General features: G+C 35.8%; 16 protein-coding genes and 2 pseudogenes. 15 read left to right on the top strand and 3 right to left on the bottom strand.

Translation table 11 applies throughout. The features are described from left to right. Positions 1 to 208: 208 nt before the first annotated feature. Positions 209 to 1,114: an aminoglycoside phosphotransferase family protein gene (locus CD001_RS00860; RefSeq protein WP_096185761.1), complete on the top strand. Its 906-nt coding sequence runs from the start codon at positions 209 to 211 to the stop codon at positions 1,112 to 1,114. Positions 1,115 to 1,297: 183 nt separating this feature from the next. Here the strand turns inward: CD001_RS00860 and CD001_RS00855 are convergent, their stop codons facing one another. Both CD001_RS00855 and CD001_RS00850 read right to left on the bottom strand, forming a co-directional pair. After that, a complete protein-coding gene (locus CD001_RS00855; RefSeq protein ID WP_179298548.1) occupies positions 1,298 to 1,591 on the bottom strand; it encodes a helix-turn-helix domain-containing protein in 294 nt (97 codons plus the stop codon). A gap of 87 nt (positions 1,592 to 1,678) precedes the next feature. Then, a complete protein-coding gene (locus tag CD001_RS00850; RefSeq protein ID WP_096185759.1) occupies positions 1,679 to 2,161 on the bottom strand; it encodes a competence protein ComK in 483 nt (160 codons plus the stop codon). Positions 2,162 to 2,859: 698 nt separating this feature from the next. Between CD001_RS00850 and CD001_RS00845 the strand changes: the two genes are divergently transcribed. The 7 genes from CD001_RS00845 to CD001_RS00815 all read left to right on the top strand — a co-directional run bounded on the left by CD001_RS00845 (position 2,860) and on the right by CD001_RS00815 (position 10,872). Continuing rightward, entirely contained in the window at positions 2,860 to 3,150 is a 291-nt protein-coding gene (locus CD001_RS00845) for a YhdT family protein (RefSeq protein WP_096190444.1), read from the top strand. Continuing rightward, a complete protein-coding gene (panF, locus tag CD001_RS00840) occupies positions 3,147 to 4,631 on the top strand; it encodes a sodium/pantothenate symporter (protein ID WP_096185758.1) in 1,485 nt (494 codons plus the stop codon). Before CD001_RS00845 ends, panF begins: the two co-directional genes overlap by 4 nt. A gap of 24 nt (positions 4,632 to 4,655) precedes the next feature. Continuing rightward, positions 4,656 to 5,891, top strand: coding sequence for a M20 family metallopeptidase (locus tag CD001_RS00835; RefSeq protein ID WP_096185757.1), 1,236 nt, complete (start codon positions 4,656 to 4,658; stop codon positions 5,889 to 5,891). Further along, positions 5,885 to 6,940, top strand: coding sequence for a tartrate dehydrogenase (locus CD001_RS00830; RefSeq protein WP_096185756.1), 1,056 nt, complete (start codon positions 5,885 to 5,887; stop codon positions 6,938 to 6,940). The genes CD001_RS00835 and CD001_RS00830 overlap by 7 nt, the downstream gene beginning before the upstream one ends. A gap of 21 nt (positions 6,941 to 6,961) precedes the next feature. Beyond that, on the top strand, positions 6,962 to 7,711 hold the full coding sequence (locus tag CD001_RS00825) for an SDR family NAD(P)-dependent oxidoreductase (RefSeq protein WP_096185755.1): 750 nt from the start codon (positions 6,962 to 6,964) through the stop codon (positions 7,709 to 7,711). A 31-nt stretch (positions 7,712 to 7,742) separates the two neighbouring features. Continuing rightward, a complete protein-coding gene (locus CD001_RS00820) occupies positions 7,743 to 9,185 on the top strand; it encodes an aldehyde dehydrogenase family protein (protein ID WP_096185754.1) in 1,443 nt (480 codons plus the stop codon). 673 nt (positions 9,186 to 9,858) lie between these two features. After that, on the top strand, positions 9,859 to 10,872 hold the full coding sequence (locus tag CD001_RS00815; RefSeq protein ID WP_096185753.1) for a DUF3231 family protein: 1,014 nt from the start codon (positions 9,859 to 9,861) through the stop codon (positions 10,870 to 10,872). Positions 10,873 to 11,339: 467 nt separating this feature from the next. Here the strand turns inward: CD001_RS00815 and CD001_RS00810 are convergent. Beyond that, positions 11,340 to 11,633 (bottom strand): annotated as a pseudogene (locus tag CD001_RS00810) (IS3 family transposase); the annotation flags it as partial. 6 nt (positions 11,634 to 11,639) lie between these two features. Here CD001_RS00810 and CD001_RS00805 point away from each other — a divergent pair. The 7 genes and pseudogenes from CD001_RS00805 to CD001_RS00775 all read left to right on the top strand — a co-directional run. Then, positions 11,640 to 12,054 (top strand): annotated as a pseudogene (locus CD001_RS00805) (IS3 family transposase); the annotation flags it as partial. A gap of 734 nt (positions 12,055 to 12,788) precedes the next feature. Then, positions 12,789 to 12,923 (top strand): hypothetical protein, encoded by a 135-nt coding sequence (locus CD001_RS26735; RefSeq protein ID WP_257009675.1) that lies wholly within the window; start codon positions 12,789 to 12,791, stop codon positions 12,921 to 12,923. Between the two features lie 136 nt (positions 12,924 to 13,059). Further along, on the top strand, positions 13,060 to 13,902 hold the full coding sequence (locus tag CD001_RS00795) for a nucleotidyltransferase (RefSeq protein WP_096190443.1): 843 nt from the start codon (positions 13,060 to 13,062) through the stop codon (positions 13,900 to 13,902). A gap of 163 nt (positions 13,903 to 14,065) precedes the next feature. Beyond that, positions 14,066 to 14,698, top strand: coding sequence for a histidine phosphatase family protein (locus tag CD001_RS00790; RefSeq protein WP_306454050.1), 633 nt, complete (start codon positions 14,066 to 14,068; stop codon positions 14,696 to 14,698). Positions 14,699 to 14,780: 82 nt separating this feature from the next. Further along, entirely contained in the window at positions 14,781 to 15,440 is a 660-nt protein-coding gene (locus CD001_RS00785) for a hypothetical protein (RefSeq protein WP_096185749.1), read from the top strand. Between the two features lie 98 nt (positions 15,441 to 15,538). Beyond that, positions 15,539 to 16,009, top strand: a complete 471-nt coding sequence (locus CD001_RS00780; RefSeq protein WP_096185747.1) for a DUF4871 domain-containing protein — start codon at positions 15,539 to 15,541, stop codon at positions 16,007 to 16,009. 127 nt (positions 16,010 to 16,136) lie between these two features. Further along, entirely contained in the window at positions 16,137 to 16,391 is a 255-nt protein-coding gene (locus CD001_RS00775) for a hypothetical protein (protein ID WP_096185746.1), read from the top strand. Positions 16,392 to 16,553: the final 162 nt, after the last annotated feature.

Below are 16,553 nucleotides of genomic sequence, written 5' to 3'. Positions count from 1 at the left end.
TTGACGATTAAGGCAATATAATAATTATTCCCTTAAAGGGCGCTTTTCTTATGTATAGAGACAAATTCTTTAATAAGAGAAGGCGGTATTAGAATGTGAATAGAAGCTCTAAGTTATTTAATTAAAGGGAAATATATTCGATTAATAGAATTATACAAGTTTGAGGTTATTGATTTGTTCTTCAATACTGAATAACAGAGGTGAGCAAATGATCGAAACGTTAACAAAACAGATTCCATTACTAAGTAATTGTAGGGATGTCATTCAACTTAAAAAGGGGTTTTCTTCAGATGAAAAATATCTAATACATATGAATGATGATAGCAACAAGTTACTTCTTCGGCTGTTTAGCATAGGCGAGTTTGAATCAAAAAAGACAGAATATTCTATTCTAGAAAGGATGCAGGATTATAATGTTACTTGCTCACAACCGATTTCTATTGGTCAGGTAGGAAATCGAGGGTATATGATCACATCCTACATAGAGGGGAAAGATGCTGAAGAGGAAATCTCAAAATACTCAGATCAAGATCAATTTGATATTGGTATAGAGGCTGGTAAGGAATTAAAGAAAATGCATCAATATGCTGCGCCAAACCATATCCCTTCGTGGTATTTAAGGAAAGTGGATAAACATAAGAAATATATAGATGCTTACTTAGCATGTGATGTTAAAGTGAAAAATGATCAAAAAATAATGAGTTTTATTGAAGAGAATATTCACCTTATGAAGCAACGGCCAAACTTATTCCAACATGATGATTTCCATCTTGGAAATATCATTGTTAATAATAAAAAATTCTCTGGAGTAATTGACTTTAACAGGTATGATTGGGGAGATCCAATTCATGAATTTCTTAAAATTGGCATTTTTAGCCGAGAAGTAAGTATTCCTTTTTCAATAGGGCAAATCAGAGGGTATTTTAATAATACTGACCCCGATGAATATTTTTGGAGGTTATATTCACTTTACTTAGCTATGTGCGTTTTTTCTACTGTAATATGGACTTTAAAAACGATTCCAGACAACATGAATGACATGTTAGATAAAGTGTACATGTTTTTAGAAGATCATGATTACTTCAGCAAATTAAAGCCTAAGTGGTATAAATAAAAATAGTGAGAAGCTCAGGCGTTATTCCATAAAAGGACGCGACTGTTGAACATCAAAAGCCTAATTTCCCTTTCGAATAAAGGAGAGATTAGGCTTTTGTTTGATATTTATTACATATTTCAAAATAACACGTATAATAAGCGCAATATATCGGTTAAAGTGACATGACGTGAGACATAGCATTTACTCGTTCCTTTTTCTAACCTCTTTTAACTCTTTCGCTCTTTTGAGCATGTCTGCATACGTTTCTGATACGACTTTATTTGTTAATTCATTTGGTGTTTCCAACTCTAATGCTGCTGCTATTTTACAAAGTATATAAAAGGTAAGGTTATACTTTCCAAGTTCAATATCACTAATATATTTTGGATTCATATCCGCATATTCTGCCAGAAGCTCTTGGGAATACTGCTTCTTTTCTCTATATTTGCGTATTGTCACACCTAATATTTCTCTATGAGCTTCCTTCTCATCCATAAAACAGTCCCCTTTTTCGACCATTATCTTGTGATCTAAAAAGAGACAACACCGTGTATACACGGAAATTAACTGTGATAACAAAACCTAGTAAGGGTTTGCAGATGTCATTGTTTTATATGAAAATCGGATAACACAATAGGACGTTCGGTGAATTTGTTTTTCTAAGGTGTAATAGGAAGTGTTGACCTGAATTGTCTCGTTGTTCGTGAAGGTGACAGTGGTCTCGTGCGGAGTGGTAGGGGAGAGTTGACGAATATGATGATAAAATAGCCACCCGCATTCGAAGTGTTTCGGTGAATGAGTCGGAAAAGCAAAAAGGTTTAAGTGCGGATTCACTGGGATCGGTACTTTATGCATCGTGCCCGTTAAGTGTGTCACCGCTTTTCTTCTCCCTTCGTAATTAGATCCTCCTTCAAGACACCCTCGCTTAATGATGTTCATAGGTGTTTGCTTTACAAAGTAGCGTCCATTGGTTTCAATTGCAATCGTATCGAATTCAATTTGCTGTGCTGGAATAAGGGCCATCGTTTGTTCGTTAATCTCATAATGTTGGATCATTTTTGTCATGTGGATTCTCCTTTTTGGGGTATAGGTTATTTAAAAGGTGTTTTATGAATAGCAGGAAGTGGTGTAAGAAGTATACAAACGGTGTATATGGATAATTATCTATATTTTTCCAAATGGAACTACCGAGTATATACGGAAATGTGAGGATGGATCTAACAGGGGATAGTCGGAAGTGTTGCAGTATATGACAGATAAAAATGAAATATAGGGTTTCGTTATTGTTCCTGCCAAAAGAAAACCAAGTCAATTGTTACGTACATATTATTTACTTGAGTGAAATTCTAGTTTTGACTTTATTTTCAACTATTTTTTCTCGCCATTACTATATTTTGATCAACATTCTCAATCCCTTTTGCTCAACTTGTCTTATGAAAGTCCACTTTCATTTTACAAAATGTCTAATGTAATAAAAAGTCGGAAAATTTAAAATTAATATAATATGGGGTTATCATTAACAAATATAAATAGATTAATATAACTGACAAAAAACCTATAGTAAGTTTTTAAAGAAAAATGACGGTTTGAAACGAAGGTGCTACTTGAATTCTAGCTATCTTTTTTTAAATAAGAGAATTCAACTGAGTTATAACGCTAATTTTTTTCTATGTCATCTATTATTGAGATTAAACATGTCTTTTAAAAAGGTTAGGTAGAAGACGTGTTTAAATAAAGAAAGGGGACTTTTTATGAGTGTTTCTATGGGGAAGACTAAAGATCGGCGGTTTCAGATCGCACATCGAGAAGCTTGGATAGGTGTAATACTGGCAGTGTTTAATATTTTATGGTGGTATGGCTTTGCCTATACGATGGGGTCAAAACCACCAGAAGAGTACACATACATTTTAGGTTTTCCTGCTTGGTTTTTTTGGAGCTGTATCGCTGGATTTGTGGTAATGGTCGTCCTTGTTTTTATCGTTGTCAAATATGTACTTGTTGATATTTCACTAGAAGATGAAGATGTAACAGAAGAAAGGAGCCATACCTCATGAATTGGGATGTTTTACTACCTTTATTAATCTTTTTAGTTGTTATCTTTTTTATTGGGGTTTGGTCCAACCGTAAAATGGCTAAATCAACGTCTTTTTTAAGCGATTATTTTCTTGGCGGTCGCGAACTAGGTGGACTAGTTCTTGCGATGACGATGGTCGCTACATATGGTAGTGCATCAAGTTTTCTCGGAGGCCCAGGTGCTGCTTATTCAATTGGGTTAGGGTGGGTTTTATTAGCTATGACACAAGTAGCGACGGGTTATTTTGTGCTTTTAGTCTTAGGGAAGAAGTTTGCAATCGTGGCACGTCGCTACAAAGCTATTACGTTAATTGACTTTTTGAAGCATAGATATAAGAGTACTTCAGTCGTTATTCTTTCAGCATTAAGTATCATCATCTTTTTATTTGCAGCCATGGCGGCACAGTGGATTGGTGGTGCATACTTAATTCAGTCTTTAACTGGTCTGACTTATACATCTGCATTATTTGTATTTGCAATTGCCGTTTTAATTTATGTCATTATCGGTGGATTCCGCGCTGTTGCGTTTACTGATACATTACAAGGAATTGTCATGTTTGGTGGGACGTTGCTGCTGTTAATTGGTGTCATTATTGCAGGTGGCGGTTTAGGAACTATCTTTAATGATTTAATGATGGAGAACCCGAACCTTGTGACTCCATATGGTCATGACGGATCACTGACTGCTCTATATGTTTCTTCTTTCTGGATACTAGTCGGAGTAGGTGTTGTTGCATTACCTCAAGTGGCTGTTCGTGCAATGTCGTATCGTGATTCAAAATCAATGCATAAAGCATTATTAATTGGAACTGTAGTTGTTGGTTTTATCATGTTAAACATGCACTTAATCGGTGTATTTGCCCGACCTGTATTGCCAGGAATAGAAGTGGCTGACCAAGTTATTCCTTTGATTGCATTAGAAGTACTACCTGGTTGGCTTGCGGGGCTTGTGCTAGCGGCACCCTTAGCAGCGATGATGTCCACAGTTGACTCATTACTACTTCTCGTTAGTTCTTCGGTTGTTAAAGATGTATACCTTAATTATGTTAAACCAAAAGCTTCATACAACCACGTGAAAAAAGTAAGTATGGGTGTGACCGCTGTATTAGGGATTATCGTTTTCTTATTGGCAATTAATCCACCTGAACTATTAATTTTCTTAAATCTCTTCGCATTTGGTGGATTAGAGGCAGCATTTATTTGGCCAGTCATATTAGGTCTTTATTGGAAATACGGCAACAAATATGGTGCACTTGCCTCAATGATTACCGGTATCGTTTCTTATATAGCAATTTTCCAATATAACAGTGCCCACGGTGAGTTATTCGGGGTTCACGCTGTTGTAATACCTGTCATCCTATCTTTAGTGGCATTTGTTACCTTTAGTTTACTTATTAAAAGAGAAGCTTATGAATTTCCTGTTAGTGCGAAAGCTCATGAACAATTAGTACAAAACAATTAAGTACGTATGGAGGGATGGAGTGTAATGACGATGTTACAAACGAAAAGACTGGAGCGAGACTATGAACGTGTAGTCTCGCTAACCCAAGAACTCGTGAAAATAAAAAGTGTTTATCAACCTGGGATACCTGGAGGGAATGAGGAGAAGGTTGCTTATTATATAGCAGACTTTCTCCGTCACCTAGACATTGGGATCGACGTTCATGTTGAAGAAGTCGTTCCCGGACGTCCAAATGTGATCGGTGTGATCGATTCTGGTAAACCAGGGAAAACCTTATTGTTCGAAGGGCATACGGACGTTGTCACAGAAGGTGATCATGAGACATGGGATTATGACCCATTTGGAGCAGAAATTGTAGAAGGGCGCATGTACGGTCGTGGAACAAATGATACTAAAGGTAATCTTGCATGTATGATTACAGCGGTACGTTCGATTTTAGAAGATAAAGAAGAGTTCAAAGGGAAAATTATTCTTTGTATACCTTGTGATGAGGAAGGTTTGATGATCGGGATTAAACACTTTATTAAGCAAGGTTGGGCAGACAATGTTGATGGGGCGATTATTTGCGAACCTGAAGAAAACAATGTATGTATTGCACAACGTGGAGCCTTACGTGTAAAAGTGACTGTATACGGCAAACAAGCGCATGGGGCAATTTCCTGGAGTGGAATTAATCCGAATTGGAGGATGGCAAAGATTATTATAGCTCTTCAAAACTATGAAAAACAAGAGATTCAGCGGTTTGGGGAAGATCCTTATTTAAAATGGCCGTCTATTTCTCCAACTATTGTACAATCTCCTGTTAAAGGAGATGCGCAAATAAATGTAATTCCGGATCGTTGTATGGCTACGTTTGATATACGTACAGTCCCTGGCCAGGACCATCAAGAAATTTTACAAGGCATTGAAAAGATTTTTGCCGAACTAAAAGCTGAGGACGAATACTTTAAGGTAGATTATGAAGTATTAGATGACCGACCTCCAACAGCTACAGATAAAGATAATCCTGTTGTGCGTGCTGTCTACAATTCTGTGAAAGAAGTGTTAAATGTAGAACCTATTTATAATGGAGTACCAGGAGCTACGGATGGCACATTTTTACATATACATGGTGTACCAATCGTTACAATTGGTGCTGGTGATCGAGAAATCCCCCACCAAATAAATGAATACATTGATATAAAAGAACTCGGTCAAACAACAGAAATATACCGCCAAGCTGCATTACGATTTTTAAATCAAGAAGGCCATGAATCATGAGTGTAAAAATTGCTGTTTTACCTGGAGATGGGATAGGACCGGAAGTGATGAAACAAGCATACAAAATTTTAGAACAAGTTAGGAATGAAGGGATTGATCTGATTGCTGAAGAATTTGATTGGAATTCTGATTACTATTTAAAACATGGTCAAATGATGCCTGACAATGGGTTAGACCTATTAAAATCTTTTGATGCTATTTTATTTGGTGCAATTGGTGATGCGCGTGTTCCTGATGACGTAACTGTTTGGGAACTAATAATGCCTATTCGTAAAACGTTTCAGCAGTATGTAAATTTTCGACCAGTTAAACTTTTAAAAGGGCTTTCTAGTCCACTCAAGGATGCTGAAGATATTGATTTCGTAATTTTGCGTGAAAATGCTGAAGGCGAGTATTCAAATGTTGGAGGCAGTATGTTTACTGGAGAGGTGCGAGAGATTGCTGTACAAAATACGATTATGACAAGGCAAGGTGTCTCTAACATTGTTGAATATGCCTTTCAATACGCAAAAAAACACGGTTACAAAAAGGTTACGAGTGCAACAAAGTCAAATGCGATTATCCATGTGATGAAATTTTGGGACAAGGTGGCTGAAGAGGTTGCAGAACAATATGGAACTTTGGAGTATGAGAAAATTTATATTGACGCGTTAGCTGCTTATTTTATTCAACGTCCAGAGAGCTTTGAGGTCGTTGTTTCATCAAATTTGTTTGGAGACATTTTATCTGACTTAGGTTCAGCAATTGTCGGTGGGCTTGGAATAGCCCCATCTGCAAATATTAATCCAGGGAAAGCGTATCCTTCGATGTTTGAACCCGTTCACGGCTCTGCTCCGGATATTGCTAACCAGGGGATAGCAAATCCTATTGCCCAAATTTGGTCACTTGCTTTAATGTTTGAACACCTTGGGTACGGTCGTTTAAAGGCGCGAGTCATGAATGCAATAGAAGAAGTTTTAACAGAGGGCGCCTCTCTTACACCTGACTTAGGCGGAACAGCATCGACAGAGGAAATGGGAGAGGCGATCTTATTGGCGTTCAAGGAATAAGTGATAGAACGGAGTGATTTTATGTCATTTGAAAATAAAACCTTTATCATTACCGGTGCCGGGGGAGGGATGGGCAAGGAGATCGTCAGTCAATTACTTACTGATGGAGCACAAGTTGTTGGCTGTGATGTCAACGTTTCTTCACTCTCATCTTTAGAACCAAACGAAAACCTATTAACGATAGAAGGTAACTTTTTAGAAGAAAGTGTTGTGCGTGATGCTTTTAAAAAAACGGTAGATACGTTTGGTCAAATTGATGGTCTCGTCAATGCTGCAGGCTTAGCACAAAGTGCAACTCCAGTCGAAGAGATTGATGTCAATCAATTTCATAAAATCATGGATGTGAATATGACAATGGTATTTTTAACATGCCGTGAAGCCGTGAAATATATGAGACCAAATAAAGCTGGATCAATTGTTAACATCGGTTCAGTGTCTACAACGAGACCTCGTCCGGGCTTACAAGTTTATGTTGCATCAAAAGGGGCTGTTGAGTCGTTTACAAAAGCTCTAGCACTTGAATTAGCTCCTGATTTTATTCGGGTAAATACTCTTCACCCAGGACCTGCAGATACGAATATGCTAGGTCAGTTTGCAAAGGAAGGTTCAAATGTAGATGAAATGAAAGAGACTACTTTTCGACAAAGTGTACCATTAGGAAGCCTTATAAAACCAATAGATATTGCTCATTCAGTAAAATATTTATTATCATCTGAAGCCCGAATGGTAACAGGTGCAGTCCTTCATGTTGATGGGGGACGAAGCGTGTAATCCTGTGTTAATTCGATGAGGAGGTACAGGAATGGAAAGAATCCAAATGTACGTAAATGGAACTTGGGTAGAGGCTAAAAACGGTGATGTAATAGAAGTGAAAAACCCAGCAAATGGTGAACTCATTACAACCATACCTAGAGGAACTGAGGCGGATGTGAATGAGGCAGTAAGAGCTGCTCGTTCAGCATTTAATCAGAAGGAGTGGGTGATGATAAAGCCACATGAACGTGGTGAACTGTTAATGAAGGTTGCTGCAAAAATGAAGAATGAACGTGATGAACTAGCAAAGTTAGAAACTCTCGATGTTGGTAAACCACTCACTCAAGGGTACGCTGACGTTGATGCTGCCATTCGATATTTTGAGTTTTACGGTGGAGCTGCGGATAAGGTAATGGGAGAAACAATTCCTATTGAAGACGGAATGATTGATTATACAGTCCGAGAGCCAGTTGGTGTTACGGCTCATATTATACCTTGGAATTATCCAATACAAATTATTTCTCGAAGTGTCGCAGCAGCGATTGCTACTGGCAATACGGTCGTTGTAAAAAGCGCTGAAGATACGCCAATGACAGCGAATAAAATGACAGAATACTTTCATGAACTTGGTTTACCAAATGGTGTTTTTAACCATGTTACAGGTTACGGACACGAGGCTGGAGCTGCGTTGTGCAGCCATCCACATATTCAACATATTACATTTACTGGTTCCGTTCCAACTGGAAAAACAGTCATGAAATTAGCTGCAGAAAATGTTGTCCCGGTGACATTAGAACTTGGAGGAAAGTCACCAAACATCGTTTTTTCAGATTGTGATGTTGAAAAAACAGTAGAAACAGTTGTGCGTTCAATTATTCAAAATGCAGGTCAAACGTGTTCTGCAGGGTCTCGTTTAATTATCGAAGAATCATTTAAAGATCAATTTTTAGAGAAGGTTGTCAGTAAATTCGAGTCATTAAAGATAGGTCCTGGAATCGAAGACAGTGATGTTGGACCTATATTAAATAAAAAGCAATTTGATAGGATCTTAGGAATGATTGATAGAGCAAAAAGTGATGGTCGCCTCATTACTGGAGGAGAACGGGTATTGATCAAAGGGTGTGAAAACGGTTTTTACATAAAGCCGACGATTTTTGATGAGGTTCCTTATGAGTGTGAAATCGCTCAAGAGGAAGTATTTGGACCAGTCTTAACGGTATTGACATTTAAGGATGAGGAAGAAGCTTTAAAGTTAGCAAACAGCACGGATTATGGCTTAGTAACCGGGATATGGACTTCTAATATTAACCGCGCTCACAAGCTGGCACACAGTGTTGAGTCAGGTCAAGTTTTTATTAATAATTATGGAGCAGGTGGTGGTGTTCAAATGCCATTCGGGGGTTATAAAAGAAGTGGGTTTGGAAGAGAAAAAGGATTTATTGCCCTTTATAATTACACGCAATTAAAAAACATAGCAATTAAATTTCAATAAAAGATTAGAAATAATTTATTGAAAAGCGAAAACAAATGTGAATCGCATAGGTGTCCGCTATGGAAATCTATGCGATTAGAATGTTTTAATACAAAAAAACTTCATTAAACGGATCTCCTGTCCTCAAAAGTCACTCATCTTGCCCGGCGGACACAGGATCCTTTATTTGATCAATTTGAGCTATTTTTTCATTTTATCGGCCACGAGGGACCTTATTTCGTCTAAATTTGCCTAAACCAAAGTCATTTTTAAGCAATAGCGTACCTGATGGCCGCCTACTTTTGAAAAACACCGGTTTGTTCACACATAACGGATCTCCTGTCCTCAAGAAGGTTGAAAAGCCCAAAAGCCCAAAAGCCCAAAAGCCTAATCCTTCTTATTCTTACCGAGAAATCAGGCTTATGATATCCACAATCATACGATTATGGACTTTCATTTTTTAATTGAATCTAATCGTTGTACTACGAAGCAAATGACTATTGTAAGCTGTTCCTCTTCAAAATAAGCTCATCTTACTTGAGTTACATTCATTCACCAAATTTTATTTATATGTTTTTTACAAAGCTTCCTGAACTTTTATTCTTTCCTACAAGTGTTAGAAGATAGCAAAGTTGAATAAATGTCCAAAATTAAGTGGATATTATTTAATAACAATACATAGGAGGAATACTAAATGAGAGAAGGAAAAAATCTAAGGCTAACATCCTCAGAGATCTCAGTGGTTTGGAGTAGCTATCAAAACAACAGTTTTTCTATTTGTATTTTGAAATATTTTTTAGCCAATGTTGATGATGCTGAAATAAAGTCAGCATTACAATTTGCGTTCGATATATCAGTTAAAAATTTTAATTTAAGTAAAGAAATACTACAAAACGATAACCAACCGTTGCCAATTGGATTTACCGATGAGGATGTAAGCCCAACTGCTCCACGCCTGTTTTCAGATTCGGTTTATTTATATTACCTCAAGAACATGTCTAAAATTGGATTATCCGTTTATGGTGTAGCTTTGGCAACTGCAGCACACGCTGATGTTCGTCACTTCCTAAGTCAAGCGATACAGACTTCTACAGAGTTATATAATAAAACATCGGAAGCGTTATTATCAAAAGGATTATTTGTAAGAAATCCTTATGTGACAACTTCCGATCATGTTGACTTTGTTGACAAAAAGAGTTATTTAGGTGGAATACTAAATTTAAATAACAATAACAGACCTTTAAATGTTGTAGAAATTACTCATATTGAAGCAAATGTTGAAACGAATTCCTTGGGTAAAGCTCTTATGACAGGTTTTGCCCAAATTGCTAAGTCCAAAAAAGTTCGAAACTATTGTACAAAAGCAAAGGAAATAGCAACTAAACATGTGCAAGTCTTTACCACTATGTTAACAGACGATGATCTTCCCTCCCCAATGCCATGGGATTTGGAAGTAACTGATTCAACAATATCACCATTTTCGGATAAATTAATTATGTTTCATATATCTCTACTCACTTCATCAAGCACCTCAAATTATGCAACCGCGTCAGCAGCAAGCTTACGAACGGATATTTTCACTTCTTATGTTCGCCTAACAACAGAGATTTCTCAATTTGCAAAAGACGGGGTTGACATAATGATTAAAAATGCATGGTTAGAGCAACCTCCACAAATCCCACACCATAAAAAGTTAGCAAAAGGTTAATGTGTATAACTTTTATACTCTAGAAGAAAGTTGATGTTTATAAATGAATAACGATCAGATAGAAAAGTTACTGTGGTCATCGCATTATCAGGATTTGCTCAACTCTTAAACCGAAGATATATAAAGGAATTTTGCTGATAATATTCGAAGTTATTGTGAATGTTAAATCAAATCTCAACTTAACAATTATGTTTAGCTTTCATGGAGATATTTCAACTTCCATTGAAAAAACCAATTATCAATGGCTTATGTTTTATCCTTACTTATACTTTTTTTGCTATGTGGGATGCGATTAAAGATGCTAATCCCCCTTTAGTTTTCTGCCTTTCGTATTTACAGCCTATGTCGTGACTCACTTAAAAGAAAGGCAATAGATTGCCCAAGAGTCTATGAAAATGGGTTACCGAAACCTTGTATTATCGTACTAGTGGACGGTTACAATTGATTGGACAAGTTAGATAAGGTTATGTTAAATCACTGACAAACACTTTGAGTTCCTGATCTTGATTAAACTCTCGATTTAATGTGTTTCCAATTTCTGATTCGATACAAGTCGTTTTTGTTGGTCTATATTGGGCAACCGTATACTTTGAAACAAGACCTTGTTCATGCATGATTCGCCCAATACGGCGGCTAGAAACCGTCCAGCCAAGTTTTTCGAGTTCTAACTTTATCTTTCGTTGACCATAAATATTTCGGCTGTTTATAAAGATTTCAGTGAACAATTTCGTTAATTCTTCATCATTGTTATCACGGATTTTCAGCAAAAATGGCAATATATTTGTGTTTTAGTAGATTTATAGAATCGTGAAATCATTGGCTACGGTGCTGTCTTATAAGAATGCTGAGTTAGTTCAATGTGCCTTTGCATCGGTGAAATACAATCTAAATCGACTCGAAATGTTTCATACAGATAGAGGGAGCGAGTTGACCAGGCGCTAGAAACATTCGGTATTGAACGCTCATTGAGTGAGAAAGGAACGCCATACGATAACGCCGTCGCTGAAGCGACGTTTAAGGTCATTAAAACAGAGTTCATTCTTGGTACGGTTTTTTCAACACGAACTTGACCTTGAACTTTTTGATTTCGTTCATTGGTTTAACAATATTCTCTTTTATCAATTGATAGAAAAGTGGATACAAGAAAATACTTTACCAAAAGATGTAACAATCATTAGGTGAAATATTTATTGTACTAACTTCAGAACAGTATCGACTAATGGGACAGTTCTTCTTATTACATTGCCTTTTCACTTGAGATAAAATGAGCTAAGATCCCTAACACGTTTTTTCTATGAATTAGTAAATCATTTAAATGTCATTATGTATTCGAAAGAGCGTTAGTCGGAATGCTCCAATGGGATATCACTGTATGAATAATAGTAATTATATTAATGGGTGAGTTTAGGGGATATTTAGGAAGCTGCATATGCGGCTTTTTTAATGTCTATTAACTGGAAAATGATGTTAAACTAAAGGGGAGGAGCGTTGAATAAATTGTACTGATTTTATTAAATGATAAATAAACATACTCGTTTTTTAAAGAGGGTAAAAATAATGAAGCAAAATAAAGTTATATATAAAGAAGTTCAAAAACCGAGGTCTTTCCTATATTGGAGTGTTATTTTGGCATTTTCAGGTTTTCTTTGCTATGTATTCATATCACAAATTATTTTAGGAGTACCTGTCGGGAAGAACCCAATGCCAGATGTAATTTTATATATATTCTTGGTCATTGTGGTTTCACTAATCTTCGCAAAACTTGTAATAGAAATTCGGGAAGATGGTATATATATATACAGTTTATGCCGTTTCACTTTCGTTATAAACAGTTTTTATTTAAGGATATAAAACACTATGAAATTATTAATTCTAGTCCACTTAAAGATTTTTGGGGTTTAGGAATACGAATCAATATGAAAGGAGAAAAGGGATATATTGTTGGCGGAAACACTGCACTAAAGTTGCATATGAAGTATGAAAGGTTAGTGGTTAGTACTCGGAAACCAATTGCATTAAAAGAGGCGATTGATTCAATTAAAAAGAGTTAGTAAAGTACAAACTTTTGATAAACCAACTAATAGAAGCTCATTTCTTATTGCACTAACGGGTACTTTAGTTCAAGATTCAGCAGGTCTTGTTATGATACTTACAGGGAGTTTACTGAAACAACAAAGGAGAGATAAGTTGACACATATTAAAAGTATTGGGCGTTTTTGTCCAACTGATGACAACGGGTATATAATAAACGATTCAAGTTTAAAGAAAATTAAACCTGATTTTTATAAGGTGATAGAAGAAGTTATAGAAAAGTATCAAAGCCATTTAAGAGCAGATTTACACAGCGTATATATTAGGGGTTCAGTTCCTCGTGGTTTAGATATTTATAACGTATCTGATTTAGATACAATAGCAGTAACCAAAAATGATATTAATGATATAGACTTGGGCTGGGTCCACAAAGTTGAACAAGAACTTAACAAAAAATTCAACTTTGTGAATGGGGTGGAGTTTAGTTTATATAGCATTGAAGATATTATAGACACCTCTACTTTTTCAATTATTCCATTTATGATAAAAACCCATAGTGTATGCGTATTTGGGGAAGATTTAAAGGTTTACTTACCGAATTATAAAGCAGATAAAACAATTGGTAATGAACACCTAGTCAACCTCAAAAATCAAGTGGAACAAGCAAAGGACGACCTTGATGGTAATGAGGATATTGAAGATATTTTAGATTGTTGTGGATGGATAATGAAAATTATAGTAAGGGCAGGACTTGCACTTGTGGTAGAAGAAGAAAATCAATATACAAGAGATTTATTCCCAGCATATAAGGTATTTTCTAAACATTATCCAGAGAAGGAAGCTGAAATGAAACAAGTACTTAAATATGCTATAAAGCCAGTTGACAATGCTGATGAAATAATTGGTTTTTTAAATAAATTTGGAAATTGGATGATAAGTGAGTCTGAAAAGTGGTTAAAACTTCATAATCCGAAAAAGGTTAGTAATTTGAAGATATAGAATAAGGGTGATGATTCTAAAATTTGCAGATTGTGAAATAACCTAATTTACTTCAACTAACGGGTGCATTAGTTTAATATGAACAATTGCTTCTTGCACTAAAGAACAGGATAGCTGAACAAGCTGTCGCTGCTCTTGTTCCAGTAATCGGGAGATATGGACAGTGTTATTAGACATTCTACTAGTATTCTTTACTGAAAGTAGGAATCTATATATGGAGTTAATCTTTATTAGACACGGAGAAGGGGAGCACACTCTAAATATACCCAATAGTTTACAAGCTTCTGACCCAGTACTTACGAATGAAGGGATTAATCAAGCTAAGTTGCTTAGAACACAATTACCTCTGTTAAAAGAAGTTATATTAGTTATTAGTCCTTTGAGACGAGCTTTGCAAACAGCTCATTACTGGAGTGAGGGCATAAATTGCAAAAAACTTGTAAATCCATTGGTATCTCCTAGAATATTTCCTCAAGTTTCTGATGGGAGAACATTACCTTGTGATGAATTATTAGATAGGCAAAAAATATCCGATGAGTTTCCAAATGTACAAATTGAAGAAAAACTTCCTGAAGAACTTTGGGCTAATGGAATAAACAATTTACCCCAACAGAATTTTAATCAATTGGCTAAACAATTTCTTGATTGGTGTAGTCAGCAGGAAACTCAAAAAATCTATGTAATTTCTCACGATGGAACAATCACATCTTATAGACAGTTTATTACAGGAAATAAGCTAACAAGAGACGATTTTCCAAAAGAAACTGGATGGTTTAATATTCAAATTTTAATCTAGAAAATAAGTAATGAATTTGTATTCAACTAACGAAGCAGAAGAGTGAAAGATGGAAACATAAAAATTGGGTAGGTGGATTTTTATGGATATATGTCCGGAGTGTAAAAGTGATGATGTGGAAAAAACATATTCTATAGGCTTACGTGTCGTCGTCTGCCTCATCTTTGTATTTATTATCCCATATGGAATCTTCCTTTGCTGGATTCCATTTGTATTTCCATATAAACATGTATGCCATGTATGTGGAAGTGAAATTGAATCTGATCAACTGTTGAGAATGGATTGGCGTGAAAGAGAAGAATTATTAAAAGAACACCAAAAATTAGAAGGAGAAGTAGCCCCTTTTTTGGGGAAATGGATAGAAGATCAAGTAGGAAGGATTTATAAAGTTGCAAAAGGAAAAGGACAAATTTTTCTTGTTGAAATTAATAAACAAGAAGTGACGATTTACCGTGTGGTTGCATGTAACGAAAAAAATGATGCCCTAGAGATAAAAGCTTCTTCAAAGGTGGGTTCTAAATTCCGACGTATTATCCAAGATTCTGGTGATTTTGGTTCATTTGATGACAATGATTATACAAATGAAACTACACTAACTCAGATAGGGCAAGAACTTTTTACGAAAGATGAGTTTAACCATATCAAAGATGACAATCTTGATATCCATTACTGGTTGAAAGAACTCGGAAAGATTCAACAAAAAGTCAATGTTGAAATTCTATCTGATAAAGAACAGGAGTAGGTAAATTTCTAAAGAAAATAACAACAACTGTATTGCATTAACGGGTGCAATACTTCAAGAAGCTGCCAGAGTTGTAATCGTGCTAACGGGGAGGTTTGTTGAAAATCGGGGATAAAAAACAGTATTTAGGTTTTAGCATTATTACAATAATTATTTTTTCAGTTATGTTTTTCTTTAGTGAGTCTTCTGATGAAACCAAGTTGGAGCCTACTGATTCATTTTTATCCAACGGAGTAGAGATGGTAGGCATTGAAGGAAAGTTAGGACTTTTTCCTGGAAAAGGGTTAATAGAAAATGAAAGGTCAAAACAGAAGTGGCATTTTTGGGCGGATAGAGATTTTCTTAGAACAAAAAATTTTGACATAAAAGCTACACACGAAAAAACAGGAGAAGTGATTAGTTTATTTTTTATAAATAGTTCAGACGGGATAGGTTCTCCAAATAATGGTGCTGATGCACACGTACCCTCGGTTTTGGAATTTCCTCAAAGCGGTATATGGAAGATTGATATTTATCACGGAGAAGAATTATTTGAAAGTATTGTATTAGATGTTGAAACAAAGGATTAAGAAGTTAAGAAACAAATGGGTGAGCAAGAGGGACAACAGGGTAATCTCAAAATATTTTATAGCATTAAGCTTTTAGTAATGATTTCAGGATAGATAAGTACCATCTATCTTTTGTTGAGGTGAGGTTATGAATCGCTTAGTAGGGGTGTGCTTATTTACTTTTCTTGGCTTTTTAGTATGGTTTTATTTTGCTGCAAATCATTCTACTGTTGACGATTGGTGGACGGTAAAAACGATTGGTGAAATTACTTCAAATAATCAGAGTATTAAAGTAATTTCACCGGTATATTTTGCTATCTCACCAATAAAGGTGTTAATAGGCTTAGCTATTTTTATTTTGTTAGGAGCGTTGCTTTATTTTATAGTTATGAAAAGGAAGTAATGTAATTCACTTTGCATTATTCCATTAATGGAGAGCTTATGTTTAAGAGTAACAACTAACAAAAACAACGTCATTTACTGGGTAGTACAACGATACTATTCAATAAGAGAACGAGTTACAATCTTTGATAAATCAAATAAAAGTCATGTGTCACTTAGGGGA

The sequence above is a fragment of the Evansella halocellulosilytica genome (assembly GCF_002335745.1).
GTDB classification, from domain to species: domain Bacteria; phylum Bacillota; class Bacilli; order Bacillales; family Salisediminibacteriaceae; genus Bacillus_CA; species Bacillus_CA halocellulosilytica.
Note: the sequence above shows the minus strand (reverse complement) of the source record. Positions and strands in the feature narration are given on the sequence as shown.